This window comes from Methanobrevibacter wolinii SH, from assembly GCF_000621965.1.
Lineage (GTDB): Archaea > Methanobacteriota > Methanobacteria > Methanobacteriales > Methanobacteriaceae > Methanarmilla > Methanarmilla wolinii.
Window position 1 is genome coordinate 77,324 of the sequence record NZ_KK211378.1, and the last position, 18,626, is coordinate 95,949.

The 18,626-nt window shown below is 26.2% G+C and carries 10 protein-coding genes; all 10 read left to right on the forward strand.

Going from position 1 to position 18,626, the window contains the following annotated elements; translation table 11 throughout:
• Window position 1 precedes the first annotated feature (1 nt).
• Complete coding sequence (locus tag T523_RS07815) at window positions 2–1,129, forward strand: hydrogenase large subunit (protein WP_042708405.1); 1,128 nt, start codon at window positions 2–4, stop codon at window positions 1,127–1,129.
• Window positions 1,130–1,170: 41 nt separating this feature from the next.
• Window positions 1,171–2,226, forward strand: a complete 1,056-nt coding sequence (locus T523_RS07820; RefSeq protein ID WP_042708406.1) for a 4Fe-4S binding protein — start codon at window positions 1,171–1,173, stop codon at window positions 2,224–2,226.
• Window positions 2,216–3,667 carry a 4Fe-4S binding protein gene (locus T523_RS07825; protein ID WP_052334697.1) on the forward strand — a complete coding sequence of 484 codons (1,452 nt, stop codon included), beginning with the start codon at window positions 2,216–2,218 and terminating at the stop codon, window positions 3,665–3,667. The genes T523_RS07820 and T523_RS07825 overlap by 11 nt, the downstream gene beginning before the upstream one ends.
• A 116-nt stretch (window positions 3,668–3,783) precedes the next feature.
• Window positions 3,784–4,869, forward strand: a complete 1,086-nt coding sequence (locus T523_RS07830; protein ID WP_042708407.1) for a hypothetical protein — start codon at window positions 3,784–3,786, stop codon at window positions 4,867–4,869.
• Between the two features lie 298 nt (window positions 4,870–5,167).
• Entirely contained in the window at window positions 5,168–6,061 is an 894-nt protein-coding gene (locus T523_RS07835) for a formylmethanofuran--tetrahydromethanopterin N-formyltransferase (protein ID WP_042708408.1), read from the forward strand.
• Between the two features lie 169 nt (window positions 6,062–6,230).
• Complete coding sequence (locus T523_RS07840) at window positions 6,231–7,217, forward strand: carbohydrate kinase family protein (RefSeq protein ID WP_042708409.1); 987 nt, start codon at window positions 6,231–6,233, stop codon at window positions 7,215–7,217.
• 292 nt (window positions 7,218–7,509) lie between these two features.
• A complete protein-coding gene (locus T523_RS07845) occupies window positions 7,510–8,346 on the forward strand; it encodes a 4Fe-4S binding protein (RefSeq protein WP_042708411.1) in 837 nt (278 codons plus the stop codon).
• Window positions 8,347–8,373: 27 nt separating this feature from the next.
• Window positions 8,374–9,006, forward strand: coding sequence for a CBS domain-containing protein (locus tag T523_RS07850; protein ID WP_042708412.1), 633 nt, complete (start codon window positions 8,374–8,376; stop codon window positions 9,004–9,006).
• A gap of 405 nt (window positions 9,007–9,411) precedes the next feature.
• Window positions 9,412–10,071, forward strand: coding sequence for a YczE/YyaS/YitT family protein (locus T523_RS07855; RefSeq protein WP_042708413.1), 660 nt, complete (start codon window positions 9,412–9,414; stop codon window positions 10,069–10,071).
• Window positions 10,072–10,426: 355 nt separating this feature from the next.
• Entirely contained in the window at window positions 10,427–18,394 is a 7,968-nt protein-coding gene (locus T523_RS07860) for a right-handed parallel beta-helix repeat-containing protein (protein ID WP_042708414.1), read from the forward strand.
• Window positions 18,395–18,626 lie beyond the last annotated feature (232 nt).

Sequence of the window (18,626 nt, forward strand, 5' to 3'; positions counted from 1 at the left end):
GATGATTGTACCTATTGGCCCAGTACATCCCGGTTTAAAAGAACCATTGAGATTAAAATTACAACTTGAAGGAGAAAAAGTTGTAAAAGCAGAAGTTGATTATGGTTATGTGCATAGAGGTATTGAAAAAATTATGGAAGGTAAAACCTGGCAAAAATGTATATATTTAGCTGAAAGAGTATGTGGAATCTGTTCCTATGAACATACTCAAAGTTTTGCTGAAGTTTTAGAACATATGGCTGGTGTAGATGTACCTCTTAGAGCTCAATTTTTAAGGGTTATTACTAATGAATTAGATAGAATTCAATCTCATTATATTGCAAATTCTACTTATTTTAAAGCTATGGATCATGAAATGTTATTTATGAAGGTTCTTGAACTAAGAGAATATGTAATGGATTCTATTGAATTATTAACTGGTAATCGTGTTAATATGGGTTGGAATGTTGTTGGTGGTGTTAGAATGGATGCTAACGAAGAACATTTCGATAAAATACTTGAAAACCTTAAATTTGTTGAAGAAAATCATGATAGGATTGTAGAATTATTCTCTGAAGGTCCTGCTTTAGGTTTAAGGTCAAAAGGTGTTGGATATATGAGTAAAGAAGAAGCATTAAAAGGTCGTGCTGTAGGTCCTATTGGTCGTGCTTCTGGTTTAAAACATGATTGTCGTGAATTTCATCCAACTTATAAAGATTATTTAGATTTTAAACCTATATGGAGAAAAGAAGGAGATAATTATGCTCGTACTATGAATCGATTTGATGAAATTCCCCAATCTATTGATTTAATTAAACAAGCTATAAATAATATACCTAAAGGTGAATTTAGAACTCCTGTAGAAATTAAAACAGGTTATAATGAGTGGAGAAATGAAGCTCCTCGTGGTGAAGTAAAATATATGTGTGAGACTAATGGAAATTTAATTAAGCATATTTCTATTCGTACTCCTAGTATTCCAAATATTGATTCCTGTGCAAAATATATGTTGGTAGATGTTCCAACAGTAACAGATGCTATTGCTACATATACTTCATGTGATCCTTGTATTGCATGTGCAGAACGTGTTCAATTAACAGATACTGTTACAAATAAAACAGTAATTAAAGATTTAAATAGTTTTTATTGATTTTATTGATTTGTGTGATTTAAGTTAAAAGATGATGGTTTATGAGTTCAATTATATGGTATGTATATGAATTTGCAAGAAAGGCATGGGTAAAAGCTTTTGCTGATGCTAAATCTGAGCATGAAATTATTGAAAGACCTGCTAGATTTAGAGATTTTCCTCGTGTTATAAAAGAGAATTGTATTGGTTGTGGTTCTTGTACTGCAAGTTGTCCTTCTCCTACTGCAATTAAACTTGTAAGGGATAAAACAACTAAAGAAAAAGAGGGTTTAACTTATCCAGTAATTAATAAAAGTGGATGTATTAGATGTGGGTTCTGTGCAGAGGTTTGTCCTTCAAACCCTAAAACATTAGAATGTGGTGAAAATCATCATATTATAACAGAATTTAATATTATTCCATCTAAAAGACGTTTTATTGTTGATGATTATCTCTGTATTAAATGCAGAGCTTGTATGAAAGAGTGTAAAGTTGATGCAATATCTGAAGTTAATGGCCGTATTGTTGTAGATCCATTAAAATGTATTGCTTGTGGAGATTGTCTTGATGTATGTAAGGTTAAAGGAGCTATGAAAGGTGTTTTCATTGATAATCTTGAAGATCAAAAGAAATTAATCAATCTTATTGTAAGTAATCTTGAAGAGTATATTGAGAATCAACAAGAAAAATTAGAACTTCTTCCTCGTGAATCATTATTACAGTTATCATTACCATTATCAATGTTTTGGGATGATGCATTAAAAATTATTCCTGATGCAGAAATCACACATGAAATTATAGAAAATGCTGTAGATAGATTAAAAATAAGGGTTATAACTTGGAATTCTGATAAATGTACTAAATGTCAAATGTGTGTTAATGAGTGTCCAATTGGAGCAATATCATTTGATGAAGAGAAAAATACTATTGTAAGAGATAAAGATAAATGTTGTAGATGTAGTATTTGTTATCAAACATGTCCATTTGCTGTAATTAAATATTTCCATGCTAAATTTGTTTTAGATGTTAATGATGATGGAGAAGAAGAGATATTCATTACAGTTAAACCATCACAAATAGATTATGATTTTATAGGAAGTGAACACAATGAAAGTTGATTCTAAAGACTATGATCGTTATGGTAAATCTATACGTGAAGTTGAAGTTCAATGGGATATAGATGATTTAAAATGTGCTCAATGTGTAGATAAACCATGTATGGAATCATGTCCAATTGATGCAATTTATATAGATCCTAATGGTAATATTCGATTACATGATACTTGTTTTGGTTGTATATTATGTAGAAATGCTTGTCCATATGATGCTATTACAATGGTAACAACTATTGCAGAACCTATTAAAGAAAATGTACCAAACATAAATATTGAATTGTGTCGTGCATGTGGTGCTTGTGTTCAAAACTGTAAAACTGGTGCTATCCATCTTCATTCTGAAGGATCTAAAACATTTAGTGAAATTGATGAAGATAAATGTATGAGATGTGGTTATTGTTATAGAGTATGTCCAACTGATGCTATTAAATATGGTGAAATTTTACCAAGAACTGTAAAAGGTGGTAAAGCTATTGTTGTTAACCATAAAAAATGTATTGGATGTATGACTTGTACTAGAGTATGCCCATCTAAAGGTTCTATTCTTATTAGTAAAACTTTAAAATTACCTTATATTAATCCAGGTTATTGTGCAAGGTGTGAAGAATGTATGCATGCTTGTCCTTCAACTGCTATTAAGTATTCTTCACGTAAAAGAGCTTATGCACAATATAGTAAAATTAGAACTTCTGATACAATTTCAGAAATTGTTGATAAAGATATATCTAAATTATCTCATAATATTGCAAGAATGGATAGAATTTTACATGATTTATCTATTGAATTTTCAAATAGATTAGATAAACGTGATTCTTCTGAAGTTAATCCAGATATTTATGAAAAAACAGATTTCTTAACTGAACTTAAGTTTAATGCATCTAAAGTTATTGATAAGAAATTTAAAGATATAACTGATGAAGAGTTTGATATTACTAGAATGAGAAATATCATAGATTCATTTCCTCCAAAAAGAAGAATATTTGTAGATGAAAATAAATGTATTGCTTGTGCAGAATGTCTTGCAGTATGTCCTGTTGAGAATGCAATTGAAATGGATGGTCCAACACCTATTCTTATTAATGATAATTGTGTCTTTTGTGGTAGATGTGTAGAAAAATGTAGATTTGATGTTATTTCCATTATTGAGGAATCATTCATGTCTGAATGTGATAATATATATTATATTTCTACATTAGTTAATAAGGAAAGAAAAGGTAAATTATACATTGATAATTCTCAATGTCAATCTTGTGGAGTTTGTGTTAAAAATTGTCCAACAGATGCACTTAGTATACTTAATGATAATATTAAGTTTAATGAGGAGAATTGTATTTATTGTAGACATTGTGAATGTTTATGTCCTGTAGGCGCTATTAAAATTGATTTTGAAGATGAAATTAATTCTTCTAAAGAGCTTTCTAATGAATCAGATAATTTAATATAGTTAATAATGAATTATTATATTAATTTTATTTTTATATTTTTTTTAAATTTAATAATTTTAAATTATATATTAAATTTTAGTTTATTTTTAAAAAATTTTTATTAAATGGTGATTATTTGAGTAAAAAAATTTATATTACTGATTGTGAAGGTCCATTAACATTAAATGATAATGCTTTTGAGATGTGTTCATATTTTATTGAAGATGGTGATAAATTATATAAAATTTTAAGTAGTTATGATGATTACTTAGTAGAAGTTGAAAAAAAAGAAGGTTATCATGTAGGTGGAACTTTAGCATTTATTACACCATTTTTTAAAGCTAAAGATATTACAAATCAAGATTTAATTAATTATTCAAAAGATAATATTAATTATGTTCCAGGTATTGATAATTTATTTAAAGTAGCAAATAATCAGATTGATTCTTATATTGTAAGTACTAGTTATGGTCAATATATTAAAGCTTTATGTGAAGATAAAGATTTTAAATATGAAAATACTTATCATACTGATGTTAATCTTGATAAAGTTCAAATTTCAGATAATGAGAAAGCTATAATTGAAGAATTTAGAAAAAGTATTTTAAAATGTGATTTAATTCCAGATTATAGGGAAAATGCAGGTTTGGATGATTTAAAAGCTCAAGCTGATATATTAGATAATATCTTTTTTAATGAACTTCCTAAAATGGATGTTTATGAAATAATGGGACATATGAATCCAGTTGGAGGTATTGAAAAAGAAAAAGCTGTAAAAGATATTATTTCCAAAAATAATATTGATAATGATAAAATAGTATATGTTGGAGATAGTATAACTGATTTAGAACCTCTTCAATATGTTAAAGCAAATGGGGGTATTGCAATTTCATTTAATGGTAATAAATATGCAGTTGAAGCAGCAGATATTGCTATTATTACAGATGATGCAATTGCATTTACAATTATTCTTGATTTATTTTCAAGAATTGGTAGATATTACACCTTAAACTTTATTGATTCATATTCATTTAAACCAGATGGATTATATGAAGGATTTAGAGTTAGTCATGTTTTTTTAGATTATTATAAAGAGTATTATGATGGCTGTGAGTATCCAATTATTACTAAAGTTACTGATGAAAATAAAGAAGAACTTATTAAAAAAAGTGAAGCTATGAGAAATAAGCTTCGGGGTGATGATATAGGTTCAATTATGTAAATTAAATATATAATTTATTTAGAATTCTTTAAAATTTATTATTAATTTTTAAATCTAATTTTTAATAATATATTTTTTTAGATTTATGTTTTTAATTTGTTGGTTTAGGTTTTTAATAATTTATTTAGCTTAGATTTTTAGATAAAACTTTTAATTTAATAATTGTATTATTTATTTTATTTATTAAGTTTGAAATTTTTAATTTATAATCTAATTAAATATAAATTTTTAAGATTTAAAATCATATTATTATATAGTTGATATTCTTCAACTAATTTATTTAAATTTCGTGATAAAAATGACAGATTATAGTTTAGTAGAAGACACTTTCTTTGAAAGTTTTAGAGGAAAATATATAAGAGCATTAATTACTGCTGAAGATGAACAAACTGCAAAAGAAGCAGCATATGATTCTACCGCTACTCCTAGTTCAGTTATTGGAAGAATTGAAGGAGGTGTAGAAGGACCTGTATCTCCAGATGAAACTCCTGATGGAAGACCGGGATATCTTTGTCAATATTGGTTTGGTTTAGATGATTTAAAAAAATATGAATTAGAATTATCTTATAGAATTAGACAAGATATTTTAGTTAAACCATTTACATCTATGTTTTCATATACTGAAAATCCTGAAGGTAAAATTGGTATGATGGAACAAGTAGGTCATTGTGGAGATGGATATGAATGGGAAGAAGAAAGATATGGAAGAGAAATGATTCATGTTCCTATTGCAGTACCTGACTTTTTAATTGATAAAGAAATGGGTTATTCTACTGGAATTATGGGAGCTAATTTTTGGTATATGTGTAATACTAAAGAAGCAGTACTTGAAGCAGGAAGAAAAATTGTTGATGCAATTCTTGAAGTTCCTGGAGTTTGTTGTCCATTTGGTATCTGTTCTGCAGCAAGTAAACCTGAAACTAATTTCCCACAAATTGGACCTTCATCAAATCACCCTTACTGTCCTTCACTTAAAGAAAGATTAGGTGATGAAAGTAAAGTCCCTGATGGTGTAAAATATATTCCAGAAATTGTTATTGATGCAGTAGATGAAGAATCTATGAGAAATGCTATAAAAGCAGCTATTGATAGTATTCTTGATGTTGATGGAATTGTTAATATTTCTGCAGGTAACTTTGGTGGAAAATTAGGTGAAGATACTTTCTATTTACATGATATTTTAGGTATTTAGATTAGATTTTTTCTATTTACTTGATATTTGGTATTTAGATACTTACTTGATATTTTGATTAGATTTTTTCTATTTGCTTAATATTTAGTATTTAAATTTTAATTAAATGATATTACTTATATCTATTTAGAATTTAATACTATAATCATTGATTTATAAAGGTGCTAAAATGGAAATTGCTGATGATATTTTATATGATGTTATAGGATTTGGTGCATTAAACGTTGATAAATTATATACTGTTGATGAAATTGCATGTCATGATGAAGAACGTTCTATATTAAAAAGTGAAAGAAGTCCTGGAGGTTCTGCAGCTAATACTATTATTGGTCTTGCAAATTTAGGTCTTACAACTTCTTATATTGGTAAAATTGCTAATGATAATGATGGTGAATTACTTGAATTGAACCTAGCAGAACATGGTGTTCATTTAAATAATTTAATTTATGCTGATGAAGGTGTATCTGGTGCAGCATTAGGTTTTGTAGATCAAAATGGTGAAAGAGCATTATATATTAATACAGGGGTTAATGAAGAAATTTCTCTTAATGAAATAAATCCAATTGAACTTAATCGTGGTAAAATATTACATATTACTTCCATGTTTGGTGAAACTTTTGAAACTCAGAAAAAATTATGTCCTAAACTTCCTAAATCAATGATTGTAAGTTTTGATCCTGGTTTAATTTATGCAAAATTAGGTGTTGAAGCAATTAAACCTATTTTAGATAGAACAGATATTCTTCTTATTAATGAAAATGAATTATTTGTTTTATGTGAAGATTATTATAGAAAAAGAGATAATATTCCTAAAGATGAAGACTTAAGTTTTAGGGATTTAGCAATTAAACTTCGTGATGATGGTATTAAAATAGTTATTGTTAAACGCGGTACTAAAGGAGCATATGGAATTAATTCTGATGATGAAGAAGTTAAAATTCCAGCATTTCTCGTTGATGCTATAGATACTACTGCTGCTGGAGATTCATTTAATGCAGGATTTTTATATTCTTATGTTAATGGTTTTTCACTTGAAAAATCTGTTACTATTGGTAATTGGGTAGCTTCACAAGCTGTTAAAGCTATGGGTATTGCTGGTCTTCCTATGAAAGAAGATTTAGATGAATTTTTAGTAGATTATTTTAAGGAAGATTAATTTTTATTTTTAATTTTCCTTTTTTAGATAATTAAATATTAATAAATATTATTAATTTAATTTTTAATAGTTATTTAAAATCTTTATGTAAAATTAATTGTTTTTTATTAACTATTTGAGATTTTATTTTTTATTTAATTAATAAAATATAAATTATAATTGAATATAATATCAAACTATTTTGATTTTATTGGTTTATTAAAATATTGTCTAGTAATCATTATTTAATAAATAAATTAATTAATAATAAAAGAGTTAAATATAAATTAAAGGACTTAAAGGTTGAATACTTATGGAATTTAAATTTGAAAAACAGATGGATCTTTTGGAAAAAGAGGTTATTTTAAAATCTGTTGATTTAGATGATGATATTGAAGATTATGAAGTAGATATTGATGAATTTCAGTCTAATGAAACTTTTATGGCAATATCTCCACGTTGTGTACGTTGTAATCTTTGTGTGGAACAATGTCCTGTAGGTGCTATAAGTGGTTCAACATATTCAAAACGTGCAAGAATTTTAAATAATTGTGTAAAATGTGAAGTATGTGTTGAAACTTGTCCTGTTTCAGCTATTTATATTTTTGAAGCTGAAGCTAAGATAGAAAAAGAGGAAGATGAAATTAAACCATTGTCTTATTCATTTTCTGAGAAAAAAATACCTCATAGAATACTTAGATTAAATGATATTACAATGGATAGATCTAAGTGTATTGGTTGTGGTCATTGTACTGCATATTGTCCTACTAAGGCTAATAAATTAGTATCTAAAGAATTTATTGAAAAAATGGAAAATCAAGAATATGAAAATTATGAATCAGGTCAATTATATCCATTTATCAATAAAGATTTATGTGTAGGATGTGGATCTTGTTCTAATATTTGTGCTCAAGATGTTTATACATTAGATAGATATTTAGGACCTGTCATTAACACAAAAAAATTAATTATTGATGATGAAACTTGTGTTGCATGTTTCCTTTGTGAAGATAATTGTCCTACTGGTGCAATACAATTGAATAATGATAATGTCCCAGAAATTGTACCTGATAAATGTATACGATGTAATACATGTTCAACAGTTTGTCCTGTAGGAGCATTAAAATTAGAGGATATTGATTTAAATTAAATTAATAAAATTATAAAAGGGGATATTATGAAAGCGAAAGATATGATGGATAAGAATTTTATTACTGTAAAAGCAGATGATTCTATTAATGATGTTTCAAAATTTTTAGAAAATCATAGAGAATTTACTTGTCCTGTTGTTGATGGTAATAAATTAATTGGTTGGATTACTGCATTAGATTTAACAAAAGGTTTACGTGAAGGTAAATCCATTGTTAAAGAAGTTATGCATGCTCCTGAAGAAACAAACTTTTTACATGAAAACGATTCTGCAAGGGATGCAGTTCTTGAAACAGATAAGGATAAAGTGGTTGCAATTCCAGTATTTGATGATAATGAAATTTTAACTGGAGTAATTAGCTCATTTGATATAATAAGCACATTTTCAGATTTATATGAAACTAAAGTTTCTAATCTTTATGAAACAATGCAAGATCAATTAAAAGGAGTTACATGGGATGAACTTATGCAAGCTTCAGCTATTGTTTCTAGACGTGAAACAGGTATTAAAATTACACCAGAAGAATATGACGAGAAAATCCATAATACTACATTTGGAAATGCAATTTGGGCAACAGGAGGACTTGAAAAATTCTTTGCAGGTTTAATTTCTGTTGGTGAGCTTGTTATTGCTCGTAAAGTTGGTAATAGACGTAAATAATTAAACTAATTTTTTATTATTTACTATTTTTGATTAATTTTCATTTATATTAGTTTATTTGCTTAATTTTTACTTTGTATTTATGCTTTATTTCTGATTTTTATTACTTAATTTATTTTATATGTTTTTTTGACTTTTTTTTCATTTTTTTGTTTTGTTTTTTTGTTTCTTTTTTGTGTTTTTGGATTTTGTTTTTGTGTTTTTTTATTTATATTGTTTAAATCTTAGATTTATGGGAAAATTATTTCTAAATTAAAATAATTTGGGTTATTAGATTAAATTTTTAAATAAAATATATTATATTAAATCATTTTTTAATAATTTTTTTATAAAATCTAGTTTTTTATAATTTAATATTTGGTATCTTTATATAATATCATTAAGTTATATTATTATAGTGATTAAATGAAGTTAAAGGAATTATTTATTAGATACACAATGCTTATTATTGGTGTAAGTACTATGTCTCTAGGTATTGCATTTTCAATTAAAGGAGGTTTAGGCCTGTCTCCAATATCTTGTATTCCTTATGTATTGTCCAAGGCATATCCTTTAACTGTTGGCGAATTTACTATAATTTTTAATGTGCTTCTTGTTTTATTGCAAATCATTATTTTAAGGAATTTCAATGTTAAATTGATTTCAGAGATGATTGTTTGTTTTGTATTTGGTTATGCAATTGATTTTAATCTATGGCTAATTTCTTTTATTAATCCTATAGGTTATATTGAACAATGGATAGTTTGTTTACTTGGTGGCTTTGTTTTAGCATTAGGTTTATGTGTTGAAATTAAGTCACGTACTTCAATGCTTCCAGGTGATGGTGCTGTTTTAGTTATTTCAAAGGTTTCTGATATTGATTTTTCTAAGGTGAAACCTATGTTTGATGTTTCAATGGTGATTATTGCCATTGTTCTTGCATTCTTGTTGCTGGGTCATTTGGATGCTGTACGTGAAGGTACTGTTTTTGCTGCAGTATTTGTTGGTCCTATTATTAAATTTTACAATAAAACTTTTGCATATAAATTAGATGAATATTTAATTAAGTTATCAAAAGAAGTTTGACTTTTTTTAGGATTCTTCTAATCCTTTAAATTTGGGATGCTTTTTATATCATCTGAAATTAAGAATTTTTAGAATACTAGAAATTAAAAAAACTCTTTTTTAATAATGCCTTTTTCAATATTTCTCTATTTTTATTATCCTTTTTTTCATTATTTTTTAAAGTTTCTTTGCTTATTTTTAATTTAGTAATGTTTAAATATTTTTAATGTTAATCTATTATTAAGTATTTTTGATATATTATCAAAATTACTTTAATTATTTTTCATTTTTTAAGGGATATTTATTGAAAATATTAAATTTTATATTTTTTATTATATCTCTTTTTTTTAATTTAATGAATAAGAGGTGAAAAAATTTGAAATTAAAGAAGAAAGCATTAATTGTTTCTGTTTTAATAATTAGTCTTTGTTTTTGTATTTCTGCAATAAATGCTACAGATGTAAATTATTCTAGTAACGATATTGCAATGGATAATGGACAAATTTCTTCTTTATCTAATCTTCAATCATCTAATGATACTTATTTAAATGATGAGGTTAATGATGAAGATGTTTTAACTAATTCTAGTTCTAATATTATTTATGTAGATGCTTCTTCTCAATCCAGTACTGAAGATGGTTCTAAGGAAAATCCATATAAAACTATTTCTGGTGCTGTAAATAATGCTCAAAATAATAGTGAAATTGATGTAGCTAATGGTGAGTATAAAGAAGTCTCAAAAATTAATGTTGATAAAACTTTGTCAATTATCGGTAATGAAAAAGGAAAAGTTATTATCACTGGCTCTGGTACTTCTATTTTTTCTGCTTTGGATAATGATCCTAGTTTAACTTTAAAAAACTTAGTTCTTCAAGGTATTAATTCAACATCAGGAAGTTCAGCTGCAATATACTTTGGTAGTGATGGTAATTTAACTGTTGTTAACTGTACTATTTCAAATATTTCTGGAAAACATATAATTTATGCTTATGGAAATGTTGTTTTTAATTTAACTGACTCAAATATAATAAACTCAAATATTTTAACTTCAGGTAAGGGAGCAGGTATTGAATTTGCTGGAAGTTATATGAATATTAAAAATACTAATATCTCTAATATTAAATTTTTAGTAAGTAATGAATATGCTTATATGAGGGCAGTGATTTATCTAAATAGTAAAGAATCAAATTTAAATATTTTAAATTCAAGTATTGCTGAATGTTCTGGTCCTATGATGTCTTTAATCGAGACTAAAGGAAAAACAACATTAACTGATACAAAAATATTTAGCAATGTTGTATCTACTTCATTATCAAATAATAATGGTGGATATGGAATATTTTATGTTTCTAGTGATTCAGCTATTTTAAATATTAAAAAGTCTTTAATATATGATAATATATTATATAATGCTCTTGGTTATTTACAAAAAGGCGGTACAAGTATTGCTTACTCTGCATTTATAAATAACACAAAAGTTAATACTACAAATAATGCTTTAATAATCAATAATACAAGTGCTGCTACTGTTACATGTGATAACAATTGGTGGGGTACTAATAATAATCCTTATGAAGAAGGTTTAACTAATGTTAAAGCTAATAATTGGATTGTTATGAATATTAATTACAGTCCATCAGAAGACATTACAAGTATTTCAACAGTTAAAGTTGGTGCTGATTTTACTAAAGATAATTCTGGTAAAAATTTAAATGAAAATATTGTTGATGGAGTTAAAGTTGTCTTTGAATCTGAAAATGGTAGTTTTAATCCAATGAATTCAACAACTCATAATGGAGTGGCATATTCTATTTACAGTCCTGTAGTAGGCACTAATACAATTACAGTATCTTCTTCAAATTCTAAAATTAATAAAAGTTTTGAAGTTAGAAAAGATTCTTCTGTAGACGTTGACGCTATTTACTTATCTAAGTCTGGAAATGATAATAATGATGGTTCTAAATCTTCTCCAGTTTTGACTGTTGAAAAAGCTATTGAATTATCTAAATCTAAATATAATAAAATTGTAATTCTAGATGGAGAATATGCATTGTCTAATCAGATTATTAATTTTAATTTAACAATTATCGGTAGTAAAGGTGTTGTTCTATCTCCAAATATAAATTCAACAATGTTCATTATTGATGATGGAAATTTAACTCTTAGTAATATTAAATTTACTAATGCAAAACAGTATTCACCTGCACGTAGGACTTATGGTACCATTATTTCAGTAAAAGGAAGTTCCACAAATATTTTTATTGATAATTGTGTATTTGAAAATAATTTTATTGATGGTGCTGGAAGTGTTATTGGTGGATATAATAGTTTAATTAATTTAAATATATCAAATAGTCAATTTATTAATAATACTGCTAATGGTACATTTGGTGTTATTTATATTACTGGTATAAATTCTAATGGTAATGTATCTATTGATAATTGTGAATTTGTTAATAATTCCGCTATTAATACTGTCGCTGTTTATACAAGATCTTGCAATGTAAATATTACTAATACTAACTTTATTAATAATAATGTTTATTATCCAGGTATTGTTGAATTATATAATTCAACAGGTAATATTAATAACTGTAGATTTATTAATAATACTTGTAAATACAATTCAAGTACTAGTAATTCTTGGATTTTATCAATACAAGCTCCAAGTAATAATCCTAACTGTTATTATAGTATAAATAGAACAATATTTGAAAACAATATTATTAATAGTACTAATGATTATTTGGTATATGTATCTGCAGCAAACACAAATATCGAAAATTCAGTTTTATTAAATAATAGAGGTACTGGTAAAACATTATATGTTAAAGGTGTTTCTACTCAAACTGAAGATTTAGACACTGGTGTTGTAAGTAATAAAACCACATATGGATCAATTATTGCTAACAATAATTGGTGGGGTTCTAACACCAATCCAATAAAAACATGTTATGTAGATACTGTTAATAATAAAATTATTATTGATAAATGGATTAAAATGACTGTTAATGTTAAAATTCCAGATACAATTAAATCTGGAGATAAAATTAATGTTGAAGTGTCATTTAATAATCTTATTGATAGTTTGAATAATACCTATAATTATGATTCTAGTATAATTCCTTACGATTTTTTAGTAAACTTTGCATCTATTGGTGGAACTGCTGAACCAGAAACTGTAAACACAGCAAAAGGTGTTGCTAATACTACTTATGTTGTTGGTGATGGAAACATCCATAATATCATCATTAGTACTAATAACCAAGTAGAGAATATTTCTCTTCTAAAAGTTCGTTATCTTGGTATAATTTATGTTTCACTTAATGGTGATGACACTAATGAAGGTTCTGTGAATTCTCCAGTAAAAACCATAGCTAAAGCAATAGAACTTGCCTCAGTTGAGGGATCTGTTAATAAAATCATTATTGAAAACGGTGTATTTAAAGAAAATAATCTTAATATTAATACTAATTTAGAAATTACTGGTTCCAATAACACTGTAATTGATGGTAATTCAAATGGTCAAATATTTATTATTGATAATAATTCTAATGTTAAATTAAATAATTTATATTTAATTAATAGTTCAAGTTCCTATGGTACAGCTATTAAAAATTTAAAATCTAATTTAACTATAAGCAATCTTGTTATTGAAAATAATACAGTTAATGGAAAAGGCGGACAAACTATTTCAGTTATATATAATACTGGAAATATGACTATTAAAAACTCAAAAATAACAAATAACAATGGTTATGGTCTTATATATAACTCCGGAACTTTTAATATTATAAATTCAAATATTACAAATAATGATATCAATAAAGGATATGATTCTTCATATGGTGTTGTTTACGATTGTGGAAGTTTAATATATATTAATAATGTTACATTTGATAACAATAAAGCAAGACAAGGAGTAATATATACAAGTTATTCTTCAGAAGGTAAATTATATGTATTAAATTCCAGATTTAATAAAAATATAATGGCTGTTGGTTGTGGAGCTGGAATTAATAATTATGGTAAAATATTATATGTAAACAATTCTAACTTCACTGAAAATAGTGGAAGTACTTGTGGTGGAGCTGTTTATACAAGTCGTAATGCAGATATTGAGAATTCTATATTTATTAACAATGCAATTACTGATAGTGTAAATTATGATGGTTCTGCTATTGCAGTTTCTGGAGGTAATACTAATATACATTATTGTGTCCTTTTAACTAATAGTACTAAAGCATTACTATGGAATGATGGTGAAAATTCACAAATTAATGCCCAATATAATTGGTGGGGTATTAATGGTAATCCAGTTAGTGCCGGTTTAGTTAAAGCTAATTCTGGTGAAGATGATTATGGTGATGAAATTGATTATCCTATGCCTGATGCATCAAATTGGATTATATTAAATATCACTACCAATCCTACAAGTGGATTTAAAGAAAATTCACCTGTTTCAGTAAATGCTAATTTCAATTATTACTTTGATAATTCAACATCTACTATAAAAACTTTAAATAAAACTATTCCAGATGGTATTGAAATTAACTTCACAAGTAATAATGGTAAATTTAGTCCTAAATATAGTATTGTTAAAAATGGTATGGCTAGCTCTGTTTATACTCCTATTTTAGGTGAAAATAATTTAACTATTCACTCATTTAATACAAAAGTTAATCTTAAATTAAATGCAGAAGCTCCAACTCCAAATATAGTTGATGTATATAATTCAACTTTCTTTAGCTTCTTTGATAAAAATGGTAAATTGTTAGATACAGTTCTTGAAGGTACAATTTTAAATTTCCATGGTGAATTTGCAAATCTTTATAATATTTCATTTATTGAAATAAATAAAAAAGTAAAAATTAATGGTATTGATGCTAGTATTAAAAATATGGCTTTTGACCTTACTGGTAGTGATATTACATTAAATAACTTCACTATTATATCTGATAAATTTAATTATGGAATTTTAAGTGAGTCTAATGAAAATAATATCATTTCAAATAATACCATCAATGTAAGTAGTAATAAGGATTTTAGTTATGGTATTTATGTTGATGGAAGTAAAAACCTTAAAATATTAAATAACACTATTATTTATACTGGTGATACTAGTGGGGTTTATGAAAATTATGGAATTAATATTTTAAATGCCAATAAAGTTTTATTAGAGAATAATAATATGAGTTTCATAATTCCATCAATTGACTTAAAATATGATTCAAATTATAATACTCAAGCAAAAGATGCTGGTATATATCTTTTTAATAGTAGTTCCACTACATTTAAACATAATAATATTAAAACAAATTATAATTTGGTAAATGGTACATGGGATACTATTTATAATATAGCTATTGCTGGCTGTCCTGATACAGTATTTGATTCAAATAATATTTCCACAATTGGAAGTAAATATGTATATGGTATTTCTATTTACGGTATAATGAATTCAGATTTAAGTACTTTAAGTTGTAGTAATTTTATAATTAAAAACAATAATATTACAACAATTGGAAATTATTATGCCAATGGTATACAATTCATGGGTCCAGGAAATGGTAATTTTACATCAAATCTTGTTAATGCTACTGCAAGTAGTTTAAGTTACCCAGTATATTCTGGTGCATATGTAGGTGCTCTTGAAGTAGAATATAATAATAACATAATCTATGGACTTGCTAATTCAGTATATGGATTTGAATTATTGGGTACTAAAGAGACTGTACTTTATAATAATATTACTCTTGATGGAAACTATACTTTAGGTATAGCTGCTAATAAAAATCCGAAAGGTCTTATTATTAAGAATAATACAATCCTATTAAGAGGTCAAGGACTTTCTAAACCTACTGGCGGCGATAGTATACCTTCTCAAAACATTGGTATTTTTGTAATAAAAACTACTGCAGATATTGAAGGTAATGATATCACTTCAACAGGTTTCTATGGTGTAAACATTACCAATACTTCCAATTCAAAAGTTATTAATAACTTTATAATTGCTAATAATACTTATGGTAATTTGGCAGTTTATAATTTAAATGGAAACAACACTGTAAAAGATAATTTACCTTCTTATACTGGTATTGTTTATGTGTCTAAAAATGGTAATGATAATAATATTGGTTCTAAAGAATCACCTGTAGGAAGTATTAAAAAAGCTATTGAAATTGCATCTTCTAAATTTGGATCTGGTCATATAATTATAGGTGAGGGAGTATTTAATGAATATGGATTAGATGTTAACTCTCCATTAATAATTGAAGGTTCAGGTATAGATAAAACTATTATTGATGCTAAATCATTAAATTATATCATGAAAAACTTATTTACTAATTTAAGTTTATCTAATTTAACATTAACAAATGGTAAAAATTCTGTAGAATCTGCTGGTGCTTTATATGCATTAGGTAACACTACTTTGGATTATGTGAAAATATCTAATAGTGTAACTCTTAATGGAAATGGTGGTGCAATTTACGGTGTAGGTAACCTTAGAATATCAAATTCACAATTTATTAATAACACAGGATCAACTGGAGGAGCTATATTCCTTGATGATGCTAGTATTGCTCTTAATACTAAAAGTAGTTTAATTATAACTAATAGTAGTTTTGAAAATAATAATGCTACAAATAATTATAATTATGGTGGTGGAGCTATACGTATGCAGAAAGTTGATGGTGTTAAAGATATAGAGAATTGTAGCTTTATAAATAATACTGCTTCACTAGGTGGAGCTATTTCATATGCTTTATGTGATGATAAATGTATTATAAATAATTCTAGATTCATAAATAATACAGCTAGAAGTAAAGATACCACTTATTATGGGGGTTCTGCTATTTCAGCTATTAGCGATTATTCTCAAATTAAAGGTGAACTAGATATTAAGGAATCATTGTTTGAAAATAATAAGAACCTTGGTGATGGTGGAGCAATTTATCTTGCTAATGTTAATTCTAATATTAATTACTCTAAATTCCTAAATAATATTGGAGCAAATAATAATCAAAGCATTTATAATTATAAATACTCCGCTCATGATGCAGGTTTAGTTAATGTTAATTATAATTGGTGGGGTATGAATAATCCTAGTAAAACTGATATTATCGGTTCTAATGATAAATATGGACTTTCAAAAGTAATTTTAAATAATTGGATTATTGCATCTATCTTTGGAAATCAAACTATTGATGTTCCTATTAATGAAACAATTACTGTTGTTCTTACATTAAATCAATGTAATAGTACTGATGGAAATATCACTATTTTAAATACTTCTAATTTCCCAGATGTATTAAGGAATATTAATGTAAAATATGATGGTCTTGGAATTGAAGTACCTGAATCTGTAATAATACCAGAAGGTTTAAGTTCAACTCAAGCTAAGGTTACCAGTGCTATGTGGATTATTAAAGCATATATTGATAATCAGGAATTAAGTCTTAATGGAAATGCTAAAATTAAATCTCCATCAAAAATATCTTTTGATGTTGATTATAATGGAAATATTATTATATATCTTTCAGATTCAAATAATACGCCTATTAAAAATGCTATTGTAAACTATAAGATTAACGATATTGATGGTAGATTAATCACTAATGAAAATGGTACTGCCACTATTTCCAATTTAAGTGGAAAAATTGACTTTACAGTTAATTATGCTGGAAATGAGGATTATCTTAATTCAAGCGATAATGCTTTAATACAATTTAAAAAACCTAGTAGAAAATCAACTAATATTGTTTATGGTAATATGACTCAGACTGCTGTTGATTTTTATCATGGTGAGCGTGGTGGTTATTTTACTGTTGTTCTTAGGGATTCTGATAGTAATGTTTTAGTAAATAAGCCTGTTAGTGTTGGTTTTAATGGTGTTGTTTATAATCTTGTAACTGATGGTGATGGTGTTGCTCGTCTTCAGATTAATCTTGCTTGGAGTGGGATTTATACCTTTGCTATTTGTTATTTAGGTGATGATGAGTATACTGGCTGTTTTGAAGTTGCTAAAATTACTATTCTTAAGAAGAATACTCAGGTTGTTGTTCCTCAAAGAACCTATAATTTTAATAGTCGTGTTAAATCTTTAACTATTTCTCTTAAAGGTGAAAATAGTTTGACACACAAATATGTTGAGTTGGTTCAGAATAAGAGAGTCTTTGTTACTGTTAATGGTAAGACTTATAGTGCTGTTACTAATTCTAAAGGTGTTGCTACTGTTAAGGTTAGTGTTAATAGGAGGGGAACTTATATTGTTACTACCAGGTTTGCTGGTGATGGAACTTACAATGGAAAAACAACAAACTCAAAATTAGTAATAAGATAAATTTCAGCTTTAAAATTTTTTAAAAATAGATTTTTTTTATATGGATTAATTTCCATATATTTTTTTTAGTTTTTTAATCTTTTGGTGTTGATTTTTGTTTTAGTGTTTTGATTTTTTATTTATTAATATTATCTGACTTTTTTTTATTTTAATAAATCTAATTTTTAATTATTTTAAAAAAAGAATAAATTTTTGGTTTTTTAATTGTATACATTAATAGTATCTTTTTAAA

Bases quoted from the DNA above. Each gene is read 5' to 3' on its own strand.
- T523_RS07815 (WP_042708405.1), top strand. From the start codon at position 2: ATGATTGTACCTATTGGCCCAGTACATCCCGGTTTAAAAGAACCATTG.
- T523_RS07820 (WP_042708406.1), top strand. From the start codon at position 1,171: ATGAGTTCAATTATATGGTATGTATATGAATTTGCAAGAAAGGCATGG.
- T523_RS07825 (WP_052334697.1), top strand. From the start codon at position 2,216: ATGAAAGTTGATTCTAAAGACTATGATCGTTATGGTAAATCTATACGT.
- T523_RS07835 (WP_042708408.1), top strand. From the start codon at position 5,168: ATGACAGATTATAGTTTAGTAGAAGACACTTTCTTTGAAAGTTTTAGA.
- T523_RS07840 (WP_042708409.1), top strand. From the start codon at position 6,231: ATGGAAATTGCTGATGATATTTTATATGATGTTATAGGATTTGGTGCA.
- T523_RS07845 (WP_042708411.1), top strand. From the start codon at position 7,510: ATGGAATTTAAATTTGAAAAACAGATGGATCTTTTGGAAAAAGAGGTT.
- T523_RS07850 (WP_042708412.1), top strand. From the start codon at position 8,374: ATGAAAGCGAAAGATATGATGGATAAGAATTTTATTACTGTAAAAGCA.
- T523_RS07855 (WP_042708413.1), top strand. From the start codon at position 9,412: ATGAAGTTAAAGGAATTATTTATTAGATACACAATGCTTATTATTGGT.